The sequence below is a fragment of the Flavobacterium terrae genome (assembly GCF_900142035.1).
GTDB lineage: Bacteria > Bacteroidota > Bacteroidia > Flavobacteriales > Flavobacteriaceae > Flavobacterium > Flavobacterium terrae.
The window spans coordinates 1-20,853 of the sequence record NZ_FQZI01000004.1 but is presented as its reverse complement, the minus strand read 5'-3'; the positions used below and the strand labels follow the sequence as shown (position 1 = coordinate 20,853).

General features: G+C 32.7%; 20 protein-coding genes. 6 read left to right on the top strand and 14 right to left on the bottom strand.

The annotated features are described in order from the left end of the window. Window positions 1–24 precede the first annotated feature (24 nt). The 8 genes from BUC09_RS10570 to BUC09_RS10535 all read right to left on the bottom strand — a co-directional run bounded on the left by BUC09_RS10570 (window position 25) and on the right by BUC09_RS10535 (window position 9,856). Window positions 25–3,417: a T9SS type A sorting domain-containing protein gene (locus tag BUC09_RS10570; RefSeq protein ID WP_073311390.1), complete on the bottom strand. Its 3,393-nt coding sequence runs from the start codon at window positions 3,415–3,417 to the stop codon at window positions 25–27. 32 nt (window positions 3,418–3,449) lie between these two features. After that, entirely contained in the window at window positions 3,450–3,965 is a 516-nt protein-coding gene (locus tag BUC09_RS10565; RefSeq protein WP_143161911.1) for a hypothetical protein, read from the bottom strand. Window positions 3,966–4,055: 90 nt separating this feature from the next. Further along, window positions 4,056–5,942: a T9SS type A sorting domain-containing protein gene (locus tag BUC09_RS10560; protein ID WP_073311386.1), complete on the bottom strand. Its 1,887-nt coding sequence runs from the start codon at window positions 5,940–5,942 to the stop codon at window positions 4,056–4,058. Between the two features lie 43 nt (window positions 5,943–5,985). Beyond that, window positions 5,986–6,921 carry a methionyl-tRNA formyltransferase gene (locus BUC09_RS10555; RefSeq protein ID WP_073311384.1) on the bottom strand — a complete coding sequence of 312 codons (936 nt, stop codon included), beginning with the start codon at window positions 6,919–6,921 and terminating at the stop codon, window positions 5,986–5,988. Window position 6,922: 1 nt separating this feature from the next. Further along, window positions 6,923–8,074, bottom strand: a complete 1,152-nt coding sequence (locus tag BUC09_RS10550) for an ABC transporter substrate-binding protein (protein ID WP_073311382.1) — start codon at window positions 8,072–8,074, stop codon at window positions 6,923–6,925. A 37-nt stretch (window positions 8,075–8,111) separates the two neighbouring features. After that, on the bottom strand, window positions 8,112–8,663 hold the full coding sequence (locus tag BUC09_RS10545; protein WP_073311809.1) for a phage tail protein: 552 nt from the start codon (window positions 8,661–8,663) through the stop codon (window positions 8,112–8,114). A 39-nt stretch (window positions 8,664–8,702) separates the two neighbouring features. Next, complete coding sequence (locus tag BUC09_RS10540; protein WP_073311380.1) at window positions 8,703–9,254, bottom strand: phage tail protein; 552 nt, start codon at window positions 9,252–9,254, stop codon at window positions 8,703–8,705. A 50-nt stretch (window positions 9,255–9,304) separates the two neighbouring features. Next, window positions 9,305–9,856: a phage tail protein gene (locus BUC09_RS10535; RefSeq protein WP_073311378.1), complete on the bottom strand. Its 552-nt coding sequence runs from the start codon at window positions 9,854–9,856 to the stop codon at window positions 9,305–9,307. 196 nt (window positions 9,857–10,052) lie between these two features. Between BUC09_RS10535 and BUC09_RS10530 the strand changes: the two genes are divergently transcribed. The 6 genes from BUC09_RS10530 (at window position 10,053) to BUC09_RS10505 (ending at window position 14,884) form a co-directional block, all read left to right on the top strand. Then, a complete protein-coding gene (locus BUC09_RS10530) occupies window positions 10,053–10,385 on the top strand; it encodes a hypothetical protein (RefSeq protein ID WP_073311376.1) in 333 nt (110 codons plus the stop codon). A gap of 89 nt (window positions 10,386–10,474) precedes the next feature. After that, entirely contained in the window at window positions 10,475–11,119 is a 645-nt protein-coding gene (locus BUC09_RS10525; protein WP_084127218.1) for a hypothetical protein, read from the top strand. A 139-nt stretch (window positions 11,120–11,258) separates the two neighbouring features. Next, on the top strand, window positions 11,259–11,903 hold the full coding sequence (locus BUC09_RS10520) for a sensor histidine kinase (RefSeq protein ID WP_317041199.1): 645 nt from the start codon (window positions 11,259–11,261) through the stop codon (window positions 11,901–11,903). Window position 11,904: 1 nt separating this feature from the next. After that, a complete protein-coding gene (locus BUC09_RS10515) occupies window positions 11,905–12,585 on the top strand; it encodes a response regulator transcription factor (protein ID WP_073311372.1) in 681 nt (226 codons plus the stop codon). Between the two features lie 200 nt (window positions 12,586–12,785). Continuing rightward, a complete protein-coding gene (locus BUC09_RS10510) occupies window positions 12,786–13,970 on the top strand; it encodes an asparagine synthetase B (protein ID WP_394333003.1) in 1,185 nt (394 codons plus the stop codon). Window positions 13,971–13,975: 5 nt separating this feature from the next. Next, window positions 13,976–14,884: a glutaminase gene (locus BUC09_RS10505; protein WP_073311368.1), complete on the top strand. Its 909-nt coding sequence runs from the start codon at window positions 13,976–13,978 to the stop codon at window positions 14,882–14,884. On the opposite strand, the gene rlmF is transcribed toward BUC09_RS10505, so the two are convergent. From rlmF to thrS, 6 genes are all read right to left on the bottom strand, one after another. Then, a complete protein-coding gene (rlmF, locus tag BUC09_RS10500; protein ID WP_073311366.1) occupies window positions 14,881–15,783 on the bottom strand; it encodes a 23S rRNA (adenine(1618)-N(6))-methyltransferase RlmF in 903 nt (300 codons plus the stop codon). The two genes, BUC09_RS10505 and rlmF, sit on opposite strands and share 4 nt — an antisense overlap. A 100-nt stretch (window positions 15,784–15,883) precedes the next feature. Continuing rightward, a complete protein-coding gene (locus tag BUC09_RS10495) occupies window positions 15,884–16,621 on the bottom strand; it encodes a hypothetical protein (RefSeq protein ID WP_073311365.1) in 738 nt (245 codons plus the stop codon). A 130-nt stretch (window positions 16,622–16,751) separates the two neighbouring features. Further along, entirely contained in the window at window positions 16,752–17,096 is a 345-nt protein-coding gene (gene rplT, locus BUC09_RS10490; protein ID WP_073311363.1) for a 50S ribosomal protein L20, read from the bottom strand. A 112-nt stretch (window positions 17,097–17,208) separates the two neighbouring features. Next, entirely contained in the window at window positions 17,209–17,406 is a 198-nt protein-coding gene (rpmI, locus tag BUC09_RS10485; protein WP_014164268.1) for a 50S ribosomal protein L35, read from the bottom strand. Between the two features lie 30 nt (window positions 17,407–17,436). Next, the gene (infC, locus tag BUC09_RS10480; RefSeq protein WP_394333005.1) at window positions 17,437–17,991 is read right to left on the bottom strand and encodes a translation initiation factor IF-3; all 555 of its coding nucleotides are present in this window, start codon (window positions 17,989–17,991) and stop codon (window positions 17,437–17,439) included. 16 nt (window positions 17,992–18,007) lie between these two features. Next, entirely contained in the window at window positions 18,008–19,954 is a 1,947-nt protein-coding gene (gene thrS / locus BUC09_RS10475; protein WP_073311359.1) for a threonine--tRNA ligase, read from the bottom strand. Window positions 19,955–20,853: the final 899 nt, after the last annotated feature.

The following is a 20,853-nucleotide window of genomic DNA, read 5'->3' as shown; positions in this document are numbered from 1 at the left end:
CTAAAATTTAATTATACTAATTAGTTATTTTTTTATAACTAATTTTTTTGTTTGAATGTTTGTTCCTTTGTCACCTTTAACAAAGTAAGTCCCTTCACTTAAATTCTCAATATTGATGGTAGTTTTAGAATTTGCTTTTGAGCTAAATCTATTTACGGTCTGACCTAATTGGTTAATGATTACAAAATTTCCATCAGTTTCTGTTTCAATAGTAAGTATTCCACTGTTAGGATTTGGATACATTTTGAATTTAGAAAACAAATCAAATTCATTTGTTCCAAGAGTTGTTACAGTGATACAATTTGAAGTAACTGTACAGCCTGCAACAGTAATATCAACTTTATAATCTCCAACAACAGTAGGAGTGTAAGTTTGATTAGTTTCTCCTGTTAGAAGTGTATTTGGACAACTATACCATTGATAAGAAGCTCCTGTTTGAGTCGCAGTTAAAATTCCATTAGATTGTGTTACATTAGAATCAATTGCTGAAGGCTGTGTAATAGTAAAGTTTACTGATGTTGTACAAGAGTTAGCATCAGTAATTGTACATGTCCAAGTTCCAGCAGTTAAACCAGTTACAGATGTTGTTCCATCACCTATAGGATTTCCAGGGGTCCAATTATATGTATATCCACCAGCACCTCCAGATACCGGATTAATAGATGCCGCTCCATTAGCTCCACCATTACATGAAACATTCGTTTGTGATGCAGCACTAGTAAATAAAGCTGAAGGTTGTGTTATTGTAAAGTTTTGTGTGGCAGTACAACCATTAGCATCAGTTACTGTACAGGTCCAAGTTCCAGCAGTTAATCCACTTACAGACGTTGTTCCATCACCCACAGGGTTTCCTGGAGTCCAATTATAAGTATATCCACCAGCTCCACCAGTTGCTGCTGTTACAGAAGCAGCACCATTGGCACCTCCATTACAAGCAATATTAGTTTGAGAACTAGCATTTAATACTAAAGCAGTAGGTTGTGTAATTGTAAAGTTTTGTGTTGCAGTACAACCATTAGCATCAGTAACGGTACACGTCCAGGTTCCTGCACTTAATCCAGTTACAGACGTAGTTCCGTCACCTGTAGGGTTTCCTGGAGTCCAGTTGTATGTATAACCACCAGCACCACCAGTTGGTGTATTAATTGCTGCTGCTCCATTAGATCCACCATTACATGAAACATTCGTTTGCGAAGCTGCAGTAGCAACTAAAGCTGAAGGTTGAGTAATAGTAAAGTTTACCGATGTTGTACAAGAGTTAGCATCAGTAATTGTACATGTCCAAGTTCCAGCAGTTAAACCAGTTACAGATGTAGTTCCATCACCTACAGGATTTCCAGGGGTCCAATTATATGTATATCCACCAGCACCTCCAGATACCGGATTAATAGATGCGGCTCCATTAGCTCCACCATTACATGAAACATTCGTTTGTGATGCTGCACTAGCTGCTAAAGCAGAAGGTTGTGTAATAGTAAAGTTTCTTGTAGCTGTGCATCCATTAGCATCAGTTACTGTACAGGTCCAAGTTCCAGCATTTAAGCCACTTACAGATGTTGTTCCATCACCTATAGGGTTTCCTGGAGTCCAATTATAAGTATATCCACCAGCTCCACCAGTAGCTGCTGTTACTGAAGCAGCACCATTGGCACCTCCATTACAAGAAATATTGGTTTGAGAATTAGCATTTAATACTAAAGCAGTAGGTTGTGTAATTGTAAAGTTTTGTGTTGCAGTACAGCCATTAGCATCAGTAACTGTACACGTCCACGTCCCTGCACTTAATCCAGTTACAGACGTTGTTCCATCACCTGTAGGGTTTCCTGGAGTCCAGTTGTAAGTATAACCACCTGCACCACCAGTTGCTGCATTTACAGAAGCTGCACCAGTTGCCCCTCCATTACAAGCTATATTAGTTTGAGAAGCTGGGGTTAAAGATAAAGAGGTTGGTTGAGTAATCGTAAAGTTTCTCGATGCTGTACAACCATTCGCGTCAGTTACTGTACAAGTCCAAGTTCCAGCAGTTAAACCACTCACTGAAGTTGTTCCGTCACCTGTAGGGTTTCCTGGGGTCCAGTTATATGTGTATCCACCGGCACCACCAGTTGCTGCATTTACAGAAGCCGCTCCTGTCGAACCACCATTACATGCGATATTCGTTTGAGAACTAGCATTTAATACTAAAGCTGTAGGTTGAGTAATTGTAAAGTTTTGAGTTGCTGTACATCCTATTGCATCAGTAACTGTACAAGTCCAAGTACCAGCGGTTAAACCAGTAACAGATATTGTTCCGTCGCCTACAGGGTTTCCTGGAGTCCAGTTGTAAGTGTATGGTCCAATTCCACCAGTTGCTGCATTTACAGAAGCTGCACCAGTTGCACCTCCATTACAAGCAACATTTGTTTGTGAACTAGGTGATAGTGCAGGATTTGAAATTGTCAATGTCGCAGAGTTTGAATTCGTAAAACAAGTTGGGCTACCATTAGTAACTACACAACGATAAAGGAATCCATTCATACCAGTAGTTGCTCCCGTAATTGTTAAAGTGTTTGTTGTTGCAGTTGAATAAACTCCACCATTTGTTATATCATTAAATCCACTTCCAGTATTTACTTGCCATTGATAACCAGTAGCACCAGTAGCAGTTACACCAAAAGTTGTATTTGTATTATTACAAATACTTCTATTTACAGGCTGAGTATTAATCGTTGGAGCAACACAAGTTGGAGTTTCGAATAGTCTAAAATTATCTATTGCCCATTCCTCATTATTGGTGTTATTGGAGTAAACCCTAAGTCTTAAGTTCAGGGTAGTTCCTGTACCTGAAATTGTTTTGGTAAATTCGCTGAAAGATTTAGTAAGAAGTCCTCCATCTCCAAGCATATCTCCATTAGTGTCTTCTCGAAATTGTTTATTTGCAACATTATCAGAATAGAAAGTAATCAAATTGTTATAGGGACCTCCATCTATTGAATATTGAACGATTATATAATCGTTGTGTGTATTACCAAAAGCTAAATTATCCCATTGACCATTAGATGAAGCAGCTGCAAACAAACCTCTAAAGCTTAAACCTGTTTTTCCGGAGATGTTTATTCCAGTAAAATCAATTTGTTGTTCTTCGTTACCAGCTCCGAAAGCAGCATCGTGGTCTTCACCAGCCCAAAACATTGTTCCTTGCATTCCTGTATATGGACCATCAGAAGATACTGTTAGCTCTAAATCAGAACCATTTGTTCTTTTAAAATAAGCCGTATTTGGTGGCCCCCCAACACCGCCATTATTTTCTGGAGTTCGCGTTCCACTTGATGGTGCTCCAACATCTTCAAAGCTATCACTCCAAAACTGAGTTTGTGCATAACTGTTAAAAACACCAAAAAGTACCACCAATAAGATTAGTGTAATTTTTTGTTTCATTTTATTTAGTATTTAGTTTGTATTTGAAATGTTTATTTGACTAATCTAAAATCAAAAAATGAAGATATCTCATTTTCTGAGTGTTCATTTTTTGGACAATTTTTATGATCAAAATTTTTATTATAATTCCATTCTTCACTATGTAAATTACAACCACTTGTAGATAAATAAATGAATCCAGTATAGGATTTGTAGCCTGAAGCTGAAATCTCTACTTTGATTTTTTTACTTATTTTTCCTTCTGCAGTAAAACCAGAAACAATAGTATAGTCTCCGTTAGATGTAAGTATGTTTTGTTTTGAATTTAAAATTCGATTTATTTTAGTTTTTACTGTCATTTTGCAATTTTCAATTGGTTTTGATGTAGTTGCATCTATGATTGATCCTTTCAAAACAATTTTTTTTGAAATTTTCCTAAGAGGTAATAAATCTATAACTGAACTTTTTTGCTCTTTTTCAGAGTTGTTAGCTAGTACGTCGGTTCCCGACACAGCTAGAATACCCATGGAAACTATACTTGCGTTTTTAACAAATAATCTTCTTTTCATAATTTTCAGATTTGATTTTATAAGAACACTTTTCAATGATAATTCATTATTATCATTGAAAAGCTTATATTCTAATTAGTATAATAAAAATTATTTTTTAATAATCATTTTTTGAGTAATAACTTTAGATTCGTTGGTGCCTTTTACAAAGTAAATACCATCAGATAGTGAATTAAAATTATAACTATTTACAATATTTGAACTTACTTTGAAAGACGTTACGATTTGTCCCAATTGATTGATTACTTGGAAATCTCCATCAAAATCAGATTTTATATTAACCATTGCACCATTATTAGGGTTTGGATACAAAACAAATGATTTATTGAATACAAAACTTTCATTACTTAATGTAGCATCTAATAATCTTAAGTTGTCCATTGCCCATTCTTCGTTACTTGAATTAGAGTTAGATCTAATTCTTAAATCTAAAGTTGTTCCTGTTCCAGGTATTGAATTTTCAAATTGTTGAAAACTAGTTGTAAGGGTTGTACCATCTCCTATATTATTTGCATCAGTGTCTAAAGCTAATGATCTGTTATTTGTTCCTGATGCAATATCATTGTTTCCATAAAAACTCAAAAGTGGCATGTATGATCCTCCATCAATTCTATATTCAACAATAATATAGTCACTATGAGTATCACCTAGTGCTTGTGTTTCAAAAGCTGCTGAAGTATTGTTTGCTGCAAAAAGACCTTTAAAAACTAGACCAGTTTTACCACTAATATTGATACCAGTCCAGTCGATTTGTTGTTCTTCAGTACCAGCTACAGGTGCTCCAGAAATATCATCATGATTTTCTCCTGCCCAAAATTTAGATCCTTCTCCTAGTTGGTATCCGCCACTAAGTGATGAAACTAGGCTAATGCCAGAATTATTTGTTCTTGTAAAATATGCAGTAAAAGGAGATCCAGAACCTGAGTTACTCTCAGCAGTTCTAATACCACTTGATGGAGAACCTACGTCTTCAAAAGTATCATTCCAAAATGATGGAGTAGGCTCAGGTACATAATTTACAACGGCATTACCATTCATCGTAGAAGTACATAAACCAATATTTCTACTACCTACTACAGTGTAAGTTCCTGATGTTGTTTGAACCCCAAATGAAATAGCTGCTCCAGTTCCAGCAACAGGCATCCCTACATTGTTTGTACCATTTACCAACTGATAAGTTACTCCAATTTCAGAGTTTGATAATCCAACAGTGACTGAAGAGCCTGTACCACCACCTGTTACATTATAAACTATTGGGTTAACACATGCTGGTCCTTCTTGAAGTTTAAAATTATCTATTGCCCATTCTTCACTTCCACCATTCATGAAACTTCTAATTCTAAGCGTTAAAACAGAGCCAGTCCCTGGAATCGCTTTTTCAAAGTTTTGAAATGTTGAGTTTAGAATAGTAGCATCTCCAATGTTATCCCCATTAGTATCTAATGCTAATGATTTGTTATTTGTACCGCTATTTACCCCATTGTTGGCATAAAATCTCAAAAGCGGTAAATATGCACCTCCATCAATGTTGTATTCAACTATTATGTAATCATTATGTGTTGATCCAAAAGCTGTGTTTTCAAATGCAGCAGTAGTATTATTTGCTGCAAAAAGACCATTGAAATGCAAGTTGTTTTTACCACTAATATTAATGGAACTCCAAACGATTTCTTGTTCTTCTGATCCTGCTACAATAGCACCAGAAATTTCATCATGGTTTTCACCAGCCCAAAATTTTGAGCCTTCACCAGATAAATATCCTCCATTAATAGATGTTACTACATTTATTCCTGCATTATTAGTTCTTGCAAAATAAGAAGTAAATGGTGTTCCAGTTCCTGTATTGTTTTCAGGAGTTCTTATTCCACTTGATGGTGCCCCCACATCCTCAAATGAATCACTCCAAAAAACTTGTGCTTGTCCGCTATAAACGGCAAAGACAAGTAAGATGATTGATAAAGTAATTTTGATTTTCATTTTATTAAGTTTTTAGTTTATTATGTTTATTCAGTCTTACTATTTAGTTTAATGCATATTGATTTATTTTTTTCAATTTGAAATATTCTTTAGATGTCATAATTCCTTCATCTGTACTTAAAATATTTATTCCTATGACTTCATTATCAGAACAAGCAACCTTCAAAATACCATCATCAGACATTCCAATTATGCTTCCTTCTTGTAAATTATCATGTAATTCATCAATTAATACTCCAGAAATAATTTTTATTTGTTCACCTAGTAAACTTGCATCTGCACCTGTGTTCCATGGATTACATGCATTTACTAAAGCAACAATTTCATGGGCATTCATACTTTTCCAATTGATAAAAGTATCAGATAATTCAGGCTTTTCATAATAACAAGAATCGTTTTCATCTTGAACAAAGTTTGGTATTTTAGATCCGTATTCTAACATATTTGCGACATTAAGAACAACTTGTGACATTCTGTTGCTTATCTTAACGGTTAATTTGCCATATGTTTCATTTTCTTCAATTGCTATAGGATCATTAAATATGATATTGCCTTCATCAAAATTCTTATTCATGAAATGAGCACAAATCGCGGTGCTATTTTCTTGATTTCTTAAAACTTCAAAAATTGGCATAGGACCTCTGTATCTGGGTAGCGGGCCAGGATGAAAATTGATAAATTTAGCAGGACCATAGGATAAAACAGATTCCGGTAATAGAAATGGAAATGAAATTGAAAAAATAAAATCCGGTTGTATTTCATCTATCCATTCACGCATTGTCGATAAGGATTTTTTTGTCGGAAAAGAGTGAAAAGCTAATCCGCTATTTGAGGCTTCTTTTTCAAGTGCTTCTGTAACTGTTTTATTGCCGTTACCAATTGCTATTCCATATAGAAATTTTTCAAATGCTAATAATTGCAATGTTTTGAAAGCAAACTTTCCACCACATAATACTACTATTTTCTTTTTGTTTTCCATATTAAATGCATACGTAACTATTATACCAAGCTGATGTCACGCCTTCTAATTCATGGCTGTATAAATCATCGAAATGTTGGTCAGTATTTTCTATTTTTGAATTTATTTTTACAGAACAGTTTCCATTATCATCAGGTACAATTGAAGCTTCGTATAAAGGAGCTATGGTTTGATTGTGTTTCGAATAAAATGTTACTAATCCGCGTGGACTTTTAAATTGAAATTCATTTAATTCAGTAATTATTTTTGAGATGTTATTTGTGTTTGTTGCAGAAAGAGATATGATTTCTTTTACTAACACTGCACTTTCCCAACCCAATAATGTGAATATATTTGGAGTTTTTCCTAAAGATTCTATTTCTTCAATAAAAATTTTATTTTCAGGATTGTTAATGTTTTTTGACCAAGCAGCAATACCATGAATATTATTACTAGGGCAAATTACATTTTTCAACATTGTTTCTTCAAAACCAAATGGTGTTAAAAAAATAGGAATGTTTGTGTCATTAAATAAAGCTTTTATTTTTTCAAAATACCATTGTACGTAATCACCACTAAATAATGATAAAAAAGCCGAATCAGGATAAGAATTTAAAAACCCTGTTAATGGTTCCATTGTAAAATCTTCTTCTTTATATCCTGTTGCGTGATTAAAACAAATTGTACCACCTTCATTTTCGAAACTTTTAGCTAAACTATAAGTTTGTAAATAACCACCATCATAATAACCTGTAATCATTCCACCTGTTTTGTATCCTTTTTTAACCGCTAATTTTGATGATAAAAAAGCACCAAGAGAATTGTGGAGAGAATGATAAATTATATTAGGACAAACAGACCATTCTTGTGGCATATTAGCACCGGCATCAAGTACAATCAAAATTTTATTTGTTGCTAAGAACAAAGGACGTAATAACTCAGCCATTCTATGTCCAATATATGCAATTACTAGATCGACACTTTCGTCCAATAGCAATTTTTCTGCAGATCTATAACATTGTTGCTTATCGGCTCCAAATCCTATGTTCTCAGTTACAATTTTTAAATCTTCTAAACCATTTTTTTTTAAATTGGATTTAAGCCCTTCAAATAGGTCAAATCCAATTGTTGAATAGTAAGTTGATTTTGGTAATAAAAGTCCAATTTTTTTCATTTATTATTATTGACAATATTTAGATTGTCTTTATTTGTTAATTCCTAGAAGGAAAAATTCCGTAAATAGCAATAGAATAATTGATTGTTAAATATGGATTCATAATTGAAAAGGGTTGACTTCCGCCGGCCATAGCAGTTGATCCAGAAACTACTGGAGCACCCAGTGAATCACTAGCTGATGGATTAGGACCAAATGTATCATTCACGGCATTGCCTATGTAATTGTTGGTTGCTGCAGAGTCTTCACTTGCAGCAGTTACAGGTATTCTAACATTAATTCCTGTTGCAGCATGGTTGTGAATTGGCATATTTGCTGTTAACAAAGTTGCAGTTGTTGCTCCACTACGTTGTCCCATATTGTAGTTTGGTAGTCCTGGTCCAGTTCCTTGTCCAATAGGAACTCGTCCTTGTAAATCAGGCAATGCAAAAGTAGTTTGCCCGTTTCCTCCATATGTTGTTCCCAACAAAGAAAAAAGCGCTGTGTTTTGAGCAATTGATAAAATTTGACCTTGACAAGTCATATAGCTTTGAGGAGCAAAATTAAAACCAAAAATTTTGATTTCGCCAATGAAAGGTTCCGTAGACATAGTTTTAAATTTATTTTTTTTATTTGATTTTTGAGTCAATTAATTTCTTGATGGAAATATACCTTGTGTAGCAATAGAATAATTTATTGTTAGGTAAGGATTTAAAATTGAAAAAGGTTGGCTACCTCCTGCTAAAGCTGTTGAACCTGATACAACTGGAGCCCCTAAAGAATCAGTTGCAGATGCTTGTGGACCAAAAGTGTCGTTTACAGCATTACCAATATAGTTATTAGCCGCTGCTGAATCTTCACTGGCAGATGTAACAGGAATTCTGACGTTAATTCCAGTTGCGGCATGATTATGAATTGGCATGTTTTGAGTTAATAAAGTAGCATTCGTACTTCCGCCTATTTCACCCATGGTATAAACTGGTAATCCAGGGCCTTGGCCTTGGCCAATTGGCATACGGCCTCTTAAATCAGGTAATGCAAAGGTGGTTTGCCCGTTTCCACCATAAGTTGTTCCTAGTAATGAAAATAAAGCAGTATTTTGTGCAATACTCATGATTTGACCTTGACAAAGAGCATAACTCACAGGCGCAAAATTGAAACCAAAAATTTTGATTTCTCCAATAAAAGGTTCTGTAGACATAATTTTAAGTTTGTTTAGTATTTGATTGTTACACAAATATATGTTTTTTTTCAATTTCTTGATGGGAAAATTCCTTGTAGTGCAATAGAATAATTAATTGTTATATAAGGGTTTACTATTGAAAAAGGCTGACTACCTCCAGCCATGCCTGTAGAACCTGATACAACAGGAGATCCCAATGAATTTGTTGCAGATGCTTGTGGACCAAAAGTGTCATTTACAGCATTACCAATATAATTATTGGTTGCTGCTGAATCTTCACTTGCAGCAGTAACAGGTATTCTAACATTAATTCCTGTTGCAGCATGATTATGAATTGGCATGTTTTGAGTTAATAAAGTAGCAGTAGTACTTCCGCTCGTTTGGCCCATAATGTAACTTGGTAGACCAGGACCAGTTCCTTGGCCTACAGGCATTCTTCCTCTTAAGTCAGGCAATGCAAAAGTGGTTTGACCATTTCCTCCATAAGTTGTTCCTAGTAGAGAAAAAAGAGCTGTATTTTGTGCAATGCTCATAATTTGACCTGCGCAATTTGCATAATATCTTGGAGCAAAATCAAATGCTAAAATTTTAATTTCCCCAATAAAAGGTTCTGTAGACATATTTTTTTAGTTAGAGTTTTTGATATTGCTAATTTATTGTTTAACTAAAAAAAAAGTATAGGTATTTATACCTGTTTTTAGTTGTTTACTTTTTTTATAAAATTATAGTATTATTTTTGTTAAATAATTAAAAAAGCTATTTTATAGATGCTTATTTTAGTAAGAAAAATTTTATAAACTAAAAAAACTAATAAACATGTCTGAAAAAGTTGGAATTGAAGAAAATGTAATTTCATTAGAATGTGCTCAACAATGGGCTACTAATTGGAGATCAAACCCTGAAAATACTGTTAAAGCACACTTGATTCCTCAAGTCGATATTACAGAGCTTTTTGCTTATGAAGGTGTAGTTGATATCCGTGCATATATTGGTGTTGATGAAGAAGGAGTGAATAAATTAATGTTGGTAGGTGTAGATAAAGATGGGAATGATTTAATCAATGATGAAAAACAGGAATTCATCTATGACTTTACAAGACCATGTCCAACAACATGTGATGTTAATAGCCCTCTTTATACTCTAAAGTAAATAACTATTAACTTTTTTAAAAATAATAATTTGGAAATTCTTGCCTATATATTTTAGGAAATAACCTTTTTATTGCTCAAAGATAGAAAATGATTTTAGAAATTATTGGTGATTTAGGTTATGTGTTATTATTTTTAAATACTATAATTCTCTCTGTAGGCTTTCCAAAAAATGGAAAAGCCTACAAGATATTTACTATTTATACTGTGATAATGTTTTTAATACAGATGTCAAGTTTTGTGTTGTTAAAATTGCAAAAAAACAATTTATATATGTCACATTTTTACTTTATACTTCAGTTTATATTTTTAAGCTTTTTTTATCTACAGCTTAATTTTAAGAACGATCAAAAAAAAATTATAAAAGCTGGTTTTGTATTTTGCTTTTTTACGCTGGGAGTGCAATATGCGTTGGATTGTAGTCTTTTTTGGAAATTTAATCTATTTGAAATATTTATAACTTCTTTTTTATTAATTGTTTATGCGGTATTTCATTTATATAATTTGTTAAATGAGAAAAAGGAATTTTATTACATAAACGTGGGGATTTTATTGTATCTCTTTGGAAGTACCATACTATTCTTGTCCGGTAATTTGATGGTTTACTTGAGTCCAGAGTTAAATACTGTTACTTGGATTCTTAATGCTTTCTTGTATGTGATATATCAACTGTTTATTCTTTTTGAGTTGAAAAAAGGCTTGCCAAAAGACAATTTAATTTTGAGAAATGAATAATTCACCTATAGAACAAAACGAACTCATTAGTGCGATAATTTACACTTTTAGTGCCTTCTTATTGATGGCAATGGTGCTTGTTTTGTTTTTCTATTTTTCACGGAAAAAAATAATCCAAAAGGAAATAGAAAAGAAAAATATGGAGATCAATTACCAAAAAGAGTTACTCCATTCCATTTTAGTTACTCAAGAAGAAGAGAGAAAGCGTATAGCCCAAGATTTACATGATGCTATTAGTTCAAAGCTAAATATAGTTTCTCTTAACAGTCATTTATTAACTGCAAAAGATCTCTCTAAAACTGAAATTGAAGAAATTTCTACAAGCATTATAAATCTTACTACTAAAGCATTGGATAGTTCAAGAAGAATTGCTCATGATTTATTACCACCAGTACTTGAAAAATTTGGTCTACACGCAGGGATTGAAGAATTATGTTTTGAAATTAATAGTGCTAAATCTATTGAAATTGAATATAAAAACAGTGTCGATTTTAATGATGCCGATATTTTTAGACATTTACATGTGTTTAGAATAGTTCAAGAATTATTTAATAATTCAATAAAACACGGTAATTCTACTAAAATTAATCTCTCTTTTGAAGAGAAAAATGGTATTACATATTGTGAGTTTTCTGATAATGGGAAAGGTTTTGATTTAAAAAAAATAGAGAATCAAAAAGGTTTAGGTATGAAAAATATAGAAAGCCGTGTTAGTTTTCTTGGTGGAGATTTAGATATATATTCAGAGGTTGACAAAGGAACACAAGTAGTTTTTAATTTTTAAAATGAAAAATAAAATTAAAATAATTTTAGCCGATGATGAAGTCTTGTTTAGAAAAGGGATTTCATTTTTGCTTGAAAGAGAAGAAAATTTTGAGATAATTTTTGAAGTTTCTAATGGTAAAGAATTGGTTTCTTTTTTGAGAGAAAGTACAATTCATCCAGATATCATAATGATGGATTTAAAAATGCCTCTACTTAATGGTGTTGAAGCGACAAGAATAATAATGGAAGAATTTCCTGAGGTTAAAATAATTGCATTGACAAGTTATGATTCAAAATCTTTTATAGCGAACATGATAAATATAGGAGCAGCTTCCTATCTAGTTAAAAATACTACTCCTTTAGTTATGATTAAAACTATTAATGAAGTTTACCAAAAAGGAGTTTATTATAACGATCAGGTTTTAAAAATTATTCAAGAAGGAATTGTAAGTAATACTACAAAACACAACAAGAGTATGTTTGATGAAGATTACCTTACAAACAGAGAAAAAGAAGTCTTAATGCTAATTTGTAAGCAATTAAACACACATGAAATTGCTGATAAACTTTTTATAAGTCCAAGAACAGTTGAAGGTCACAGAAATAATTTGTTATTAAAAACAGAATCTAAGAATGTTGCTGGATTAGTAGTTTATGCAATACAAAATAAATTGATAGGAGTTGATGATTTAGTTTTATAATAAAACTAAATTCTTCATTTGAGTTTTAGATGATATCAAATTCGTTCATTTTGAACGTTTTTTAGTAATCCAATAACATTTTTATAAAAAATAACTGTTTATATTTGGATAGAAATAAACAGAAAATGAGATTTAAATACCTATTGTTTTTTTTATTTATTAGTTGTCTAGTAGCAAAGGCAAATTATATTTTGTTGCCCATGGATGAGACTTCTCAAAAGAATCATTTAAAAGCTTATGGAATAACTTATTGGACACTAGAAAAACAATACAAGGCTAGTTGGCTTCTTAATTATAGAGGAGGATCATTTTTACTTCCAGATGTTTCAGAAATAAGAAAAGAATGTCAGATACGTGGAGTTTCTTTTGAGATTCTATCTGATACTGAAGCAAGCCAAATTCTTGCCGAAATTGCCAGCCCTTCACAAAATATGGAAACAGTTATTTTAGAGAAAGCTCCTAAAGTAGCAGTATATACACCAAAAGGGAAACAACCATGGGATGATGCGGTAACTTTGGTTTTAACATATGCCGAAATTCCTTATAAAGAAATTTATGATGAAGAGGTCTTGAGTGATCAATTAATTTTATATGATTGGTTGCATTTACATCACGAAGATTTTACCGGTCAATACGGTAAGTTTTATGGTGTTTACAGAAATATGCCATGGTATATTGAACAAAAAAAAGATGCAGAACTTTTAGCTCATAAACTAGGTTATCAAAAAGTATCACAAGAAAAGCTTGGAGTTGCTAAGAAAATTAGAGATTTCGTAATAGGTGGTGGTTTTATGTTTGCGATGTGTTCTGCGACAGATAGTTTTGATATTGCCTTGTCTGCAGAGGGCGTAGATATTTGTGAAACTATGTTTGATGGTGACGGAAGTGAGGCAAATTATCAATTAAAGATTGATTATTCAAGGACTTTTGCATTTAAAGATTTTATTTTGGAAAGAAGGCCTGAGAAATATGAGTTTTCGAGTATTGATATGACCGAAAAAAGAGGCGTTCCCTTTGAAAAAGATTATTTTACATTAATGGAATTTTCTGCAAAATGGGATGTAATTCCAAGTATGTTGTGTCAAAATCATACTCAATTAGTTAAAGGATTTATGGGGCAAAGTACTGCATTTGATAGAGATTTAATAAAATCAAATGTTTTAGTAATGGGAGAATGTCAAGTTAATGGTGAAGCAAGATATATTCATTCTCAAAAAGGGAAAGGTTTTTTTACTTTTTATGGAGGCCATGACCCTGAAGATTATCAGCACAAAGTGGGAGATGAGCCAACTGTTTTAGATTTGCACCCAAACTCTCCTGGATACAGATTAATTCTTAATAATATTCTTTTCCCAGCTGCTAAGAAAAAACATCAAAAAACATAAAATTAATGTTTGATAAAGTTCTTCAAGATATTTATACCGAATCAAAATTGCAACCTAAAATAGGGGAAATTGCAAATTATATTCCTGAACTAGCTAATGTTAATCCTGATAAATTTGGAATCTATCTAACCTCCATTTCTGGAGAAGAATTTGGTATAGGTGATGTTCATGAACGTTTTTCGATTCAATCTGTTTCAAAAGCGCTTAGTGTTGCATTAGCCTATTCATTATTGGGTGAAAAAATATGGGAGAGAGTAGGGGTAGAACCTTCTGGTAATCCATTTAATTCTTTGGTACAATTAGAATACGAAAAAGGGATTCCTCGTAACCCCTTTATTAATGCTGGGGCATTAGTAATTGCAGATATGTTAATTACTGAATTAAAAAATCCCAAGGAGGATTTTTTAGGCTTTATTCGAAATTGCTCTGGTATTGCAGACATTAATTTTGATTATAAAGTTGCACAATCTGAAAAAGATACTGGGTTTAGAAATGCTGCTTTAGCAAATTTTTTGAAGTCCTTTGGTAATATTAATAATGATGTTGATGAGGTTTTAGATTTTTACTTTCATCAATGCTCAATAGCTATGTCTTGTTCTGAATTAACTAAGACTTTCTTCTTTTTTGCAAACCAAGGTTTAACTTCTTCAGGTGAATTAATATTAAACCAAAGTCAGGTTAAAAGAATGAATGCTTTAATGCAAACCTGCGGATTTTATGATGAATCTGGTGAGTTTACTTATCGTGTAGGATTACCCGGTAAAAGTGGTGTAGGGGGAGGTATTGTTGCTTTATTGCCAAAGCAGTTTATAGTCTCTACTTGGAGTCCAAGATTAAATTCAAACGGGAATTCAGAATTAGGGATGTATGCTTTGGAGCAATTAACTACTAAAACAGGAATGTCTATTTTCTAAAAGTTCCATACTAATATTCGGCTAATTTTATTTCCTTGTTCCATATCTATAACCTCATATGTAGCTTGTGTTTTTTTCAAAACTGTAAAAAAGGATTTCAGATTTTCTTTTTTTGACACTAGTGTAGTAAAGTATTTTACTTGATTTTTAAAATGTACACTTTCGTAAATCATATTTGTAATAAAAGCCATTTCTCCACCTTCACACCAGAGTTCATTGTTTTGTCCACCAAAATTAAGGACTGGTTTTGATTCTGTTTTCTGTCCTAAGTTTTTTAATTTCCTTAAAGTCCCTTTATTGGCTTCTTCTTTAGAATTATGAAATGGAGGATTACAAATTGAAATATCAAAATAATCTTTCTCTGTAATAATTCCTTTAAATACTGAACGTTTATTATTTTGGATTCTAATTTCTATATGCTGATTTAAATTAAAGTTATTATTTATAATTTCTGATGCTGTTTTAATGGATTGTTTGTCAACATCTGTCGCAACAAAATCCCAACCGTATTCTTTTTGACCAATAATAGGATATATACAATTGGCACCTGTTCCTATGTCAAGAACTTTAATTTTGTTTCCTTTTGGAATTTCACCTGAATTATTTTTTGCCAAAAGGTCAGCTATATAATGTATGTAATCAGCTCTACCTGGAATGGGTGGATATAAATTGGTTTTTGGAATTTCGTAATACTCGATTTCATAAAAGTGTTTTAGCAAAGCTTTGTTTAAAGCTCTCACTGCATCTGGATTTCCAAAATCTACACTTTCATTCCCGTATTTATTAATCGTAACATAGTTTTTCAATTCAGAATATGTATCAATTAGTTTTTGAAAAGCATAATTGGAATTGTGTTTGTTACGTGGATGTAATTTTTTTGATGTAGCGTTGGTTTTCATAAATGCGATTATTTGTTGATAAAAGTACTGAAATTCAAAACTAAGAAGGTTTGCTTTAGAACAATTAACAACTAAAACTGGAATGTCTATTTTTTATAGGTTATTCACTTGGTTGCGCTTCATACATTTTAGTCACAAAATCCTCAGGATTAAAATCTGAAAAACTAGATGTATAAGTGAATTTATAATCTGTAGTTTCGCTGGGCATATCTTCTTTCATTGTATTTACTTGTGTGATTGAAACAAGATTTATTTTACTTGAATAGGTCATGGTTGTTTGACCTCCAGCGCCTTGATTATAAGTTTCAGCTTCTTTTAGTTTAAGTTTCTCATTTTCTACACCAAAAAGCAATGATAAATTTCCTTTAGGGCCAATTGAGTAGGTTTCTATTGATAAAAGTTTATTGGAAATAGAAACAGTTTCTTCGTCATTAATTTTAAAGTCATCACTGTTGTATTCAGGTCCAAGAATAAGATTGTTTTTTTCGATCAATTCATATTCTCCGTTATTTTGTTTAATTAATACTAATAAAATTCGATTACTATATTTGTCATTTTTTTCACGAATCACTAGTACAATATCTTTGTAATTATCCTCATTCAAATAATCTTCAGTACTTTCTGTAACTTCATAATTTGAGTTTCTGATAAAATCTTCTGGAGTTTTCCCAGTTTCAGGGAACTTAAAATCAGTAAAATCTTCTATCTCCTCTGATTCATTTTCTAATGAATCTATAACAATATGTTCTTCTACAACTGGAGCGTTTATAGAATAAGTTTCTTTATCTTTTTTACAACCCAATAAAAGTAATGCCGAAAATAGAAGTAAATGGCGCATATGAATATATCTGTTTTTCCTGCAAATTAAAGGATTTTATATTCTGATGAAAGTTTATTTCATAAAAAAATCCCACTCTTTCGAGCGGGATCTTTAAAATAAGTAAGTTAAATATATTGTTAAACGTTTATTATTTTACTTTGTTAAGAATAGCTTTGAAAGCTTCTGGGTGATTCATAGCTAAATCAGCTAAAACTTTACGATTTAACTCGATGTTGTTAGCTTTTACTTTACCCATGAATTGAGAATATGACATTCCCTCTAAACGAGCTCCAGCGTTAATACGTTGAATCCATAAAGCACGGAAGTTTCTCTTTTTAGCTTTACGGTCTCTGTAAGCATATTGCATTGCTTTTTCAACCGCATTCTTAGCAACTGTCCAAACGTTTTTTCTACGACCAAAGAAACCTTTGGCTTGCTTCATTATCTTTTTTCTTCTTGCTCTTTTAGCAACTGAATTTACTGATCTTGGCATAATTTTTACTTTTTTTTGAAGTAAGGCGTTCTGAAATTGATCAGACTCTTAAAAAAGCCCACCCCAGGGTTATTAAATTGTTTTAACCAAAGAATTGATTAAGAGTATCTAATTAGATAATTCTTAATTGTTCTTTAACACTCTTCACGTCTGATTGGTGAACCAATGCAGAGTGAGTTAACGCTAATTTACGTTTTTTAGACTTTTTAGTCAAAATGTGACTTTTAAAAGCGTGTTTTCTTTTAATTTTTCCAGAGCCAGTAACTTTAAAACGTTTCTTAGCACTAGATTTAGTTTTCATTTTAGGCATAATTTCCCAAATTTATTTAATTCAACTTACTTACTTTTTCTTTTTCGGAGTAATGAACATGATCATTCTCTTTCCTTCTAGAACAGGCATAGCTTCTACTTTACCTACTTCTTCTAAATCTTGGGCTAATCTTAATAATAAGATTTGTCCTTGTTCTTTATAAATGATAGAACGTCCTTTAAAGAATACGAAAGCTTTTAATTTAGCTCCATCTTTTAGGAATTTCTCAGCATTCTTCTTTTTGAATTCATAATCGTGCTCATCTGTTTGAGGACCAAAACGAATTTCTTTAATTGTAATTTGAGTAGATTTAGCCTTTAATTCTTTTTCTCTACGTTTCTGCTCATATAGGAACTTTTTATAGTCCATGATTTTACAAACAGGTGGTTCAGCGTTTGGAGAAATCTCTACTAAATCCAATTCAAATTCGTCTGCTAAGCGTAATGCTTCAGAAATTTTATAAACTCCTGGTTCTACATTTTCTCCTACAAGACGTACTTCTGGCACTCGAATATTATTGTTTATTCTGTGTGCGTCTTTTTTTTCTACGCGAGGTTGAAATCCTCTGTTGTTTCTGATTGCGATAACCTTAATTTTTTAGTTAAACTTCAAATGTCTTTAATGACTTGCTTACTTCTTCATTTACAAGAGCAACAAACTCATCTATTTTAATCGTAATATTTCCTTTTCCTTCTTGACCGTGACGACGAACAGATACCGTTCCGTTTTTCTCTTCTTCTTCCCCTACAATCAGCATGAATGGGAATTTCTTTGTTTCAGCTTCACGGATTTTCTTTCCGATTGTCTCGTTTCTATTGTCAATTAGGGCGCGAATTTCGTGATTTTCTAGCAAATCTGAAACTTTTTTCGCATAATTTTCATATTTCTCGCTCAAAGACAGGATTATAGCCTGTTCTGGCATTAACCACAGTGGGAAATTTCCGCCTGTGTGCTCCAGTAAAATAGCGATAAAACGTTCCATTGAACCAAAAGGTGCTCTGTGAATCATCACTGGACGATGTAATTCATTATCTGCTCCTTTATATGTCAAGTCAAAACGTTCAGGTAAGTTGTAATCTACCTGAATTGTTCCTAACTGCCAGCTTCTACCTAAAGCATCTTTTACCATGAAGTCAAGTTTAGGTCCGTAGAAAGCAGCTTCGCCAGCTTCAATAACATAATTTAAGCCTTTGTCTTTTGCAGCACTGATAATTGCATTTTCTGCTTTTTCCCAGTTTTCAACGCTACCTATATATTTATCAGGATTATTTAAATCACGAACAGATACTTGAGCTGTAAAGTTTTCAAATCCTAGTGACCCGAATACATATAATACAAGGTCAATTACATTTTTAAACTCTTGATCTAATTGATCTGGTGTACAAAATAAGTGTGCGTCATCCTGAGTAAATCCTCTTACACGAGTCAATCCGTGTAACTCACCCGATTGTTCATAACGGTATACAGTACCAAATTCAGCATAACGCTTAGGTAAGTCTTTATATGACCAAGGTCTTGCATTGTAAATTTCACAGTGGTGTGGACAGTTCATTGGTTTCAATAAAAACTCTTCACCTTCTGCTGGTGTGTGAATTGGCTGAAAGCTGTCGGCTCCGTATTTTGCATAATGGCCAGAAGTCACATATAATTCTTTTTGACCAATGTGTGGAGAAACTACCTGCTCATATCCAGCTTTTTTCTGCGCTTTTTTCAAAAACTGTTCTAAACGATCACGTAAAGCAGCTCCTTTTGGTAACCATAATGGTAATCCTTGACCTACACGTTGTGAGAAATGGAATAACTCTAATTCTTTTCCTAATTTTCTATGGTCACGACGTTTAGCTTCTTCTAGTAATTCTAAATAGTCAGTTAAGTCTTTTTGTTTCGGGAACGAAATTCCGTACACACGAGTTAACTGTTTGTTTTTCTCATCACCTCTCCAGTAAGCACCAGCAACCGAAAGAATTTTCATTGCTTTAATAATTCCTGTATTAGGGATGTGTCCACCACGACATAAATCAGTAAAAGTAGAATGATCACAAAAAGTGATTGTCCCATCTTCTAGGTTCTGAATCAATTCAGTTTTGAATTCATTGTCTTTATATAATTCTAATGCTTCTGCTTTTGTAGCTGAACGCATTTTGAAATCATGTTTCTCACGAGCAATCTCTAAAACTCGATCTTCTATTTTTTTAAAATCAGCATCAGTAATCTTTTTATCGCCAAAATCTACATCATAATAAAAACCTCTTTCGATAGCTGGACCAATAGTTAATTTGATTCCAGGGTATAATTCTTCAAGAGCTTGAGCCATCACGTGCGAAGTCGAATGCCAGAATGCTTTTTTACCATCTGCATCATTCCATGTAAATAATGTAAGCGTACCATCGGTCGTCAATTGGGTTTCGGTTTCAATAGTTACATTATTAAAAGAAGCCGAAATCACATTTCTTGCTAAACCTTCACTAATAGATTTAGCCACATCCATAGGAGTAACACCACTTGCGTACTCTCTAACCGAACCGTCTGGTAAAGTAATCTTAATCATTATACATTTTTTAGAAGCGCAAATATATGCCATTCATAAAATACATACAATATATATAGGTATATTCTTTATTATGTATACATATTATATATAAGGTGTTTTTTATTTCAGTGCGTGTCCCTTCGGGTCGGGCTTTCCGCTGTATCTTTTATTTGCTACCTTCGAGAGCACTTCGACAAGCTCAGTGTGACACCTCAGTCAGCAAATAAAAGGATGCCGCTTCCATCCTTCACGCGTATACTATATATAATAAGATATAAGTATACATATATATAGTATAGGAGAGTTAAACCAGTAAAAGTTACAGTAAAATCTGAGGACTTAAAAAAACTTTCAGAGCTAACTTATTGACGGTCAGAAGAACTGTAAAAAACTTGCAAAAAAGTTTTGTAAAAGGCTTGTGTAATTGAAAAAAGGTGGTACTTTTGCACCCGCATTGAACAACAAGTGACATGCAAAACAAGCAAAGTTCTTTATCATAGTGTTAAAAAATCTTTAAGTGGTTGAGTTTAAAGCGAGAGCGAAAAACTTAAAAAAAAATTGCAAAAAGATTTGGAGATAAGAAAATAAAGATGTTATCTTTGCACCCCGCAACGGAGAGGTTCTTAAGAGATATTGACAACAAAAACGGACTGAAAGTTTTCTCAAAAAAAAGTTTCAAAAAGTTTTGGTAAATAAGAAAAGAGTTTTTACCTTTGCACCCCGCAAACGAAGTGAAGTTCATTTGAAATATTGAGTAAGTAATAAAGGTTTTAATCTTTGAAAAAAGACAAAAAATAAATCAAGAATTATTTGCGAGATTAGAAAAGAGTTCTTACCTTTGCACCCGCAAAAACAACGAAAGAAGTTAAGCGAGAAATAAGAAGAAACGTTCATAGACATATTGGATTGACAGCCGC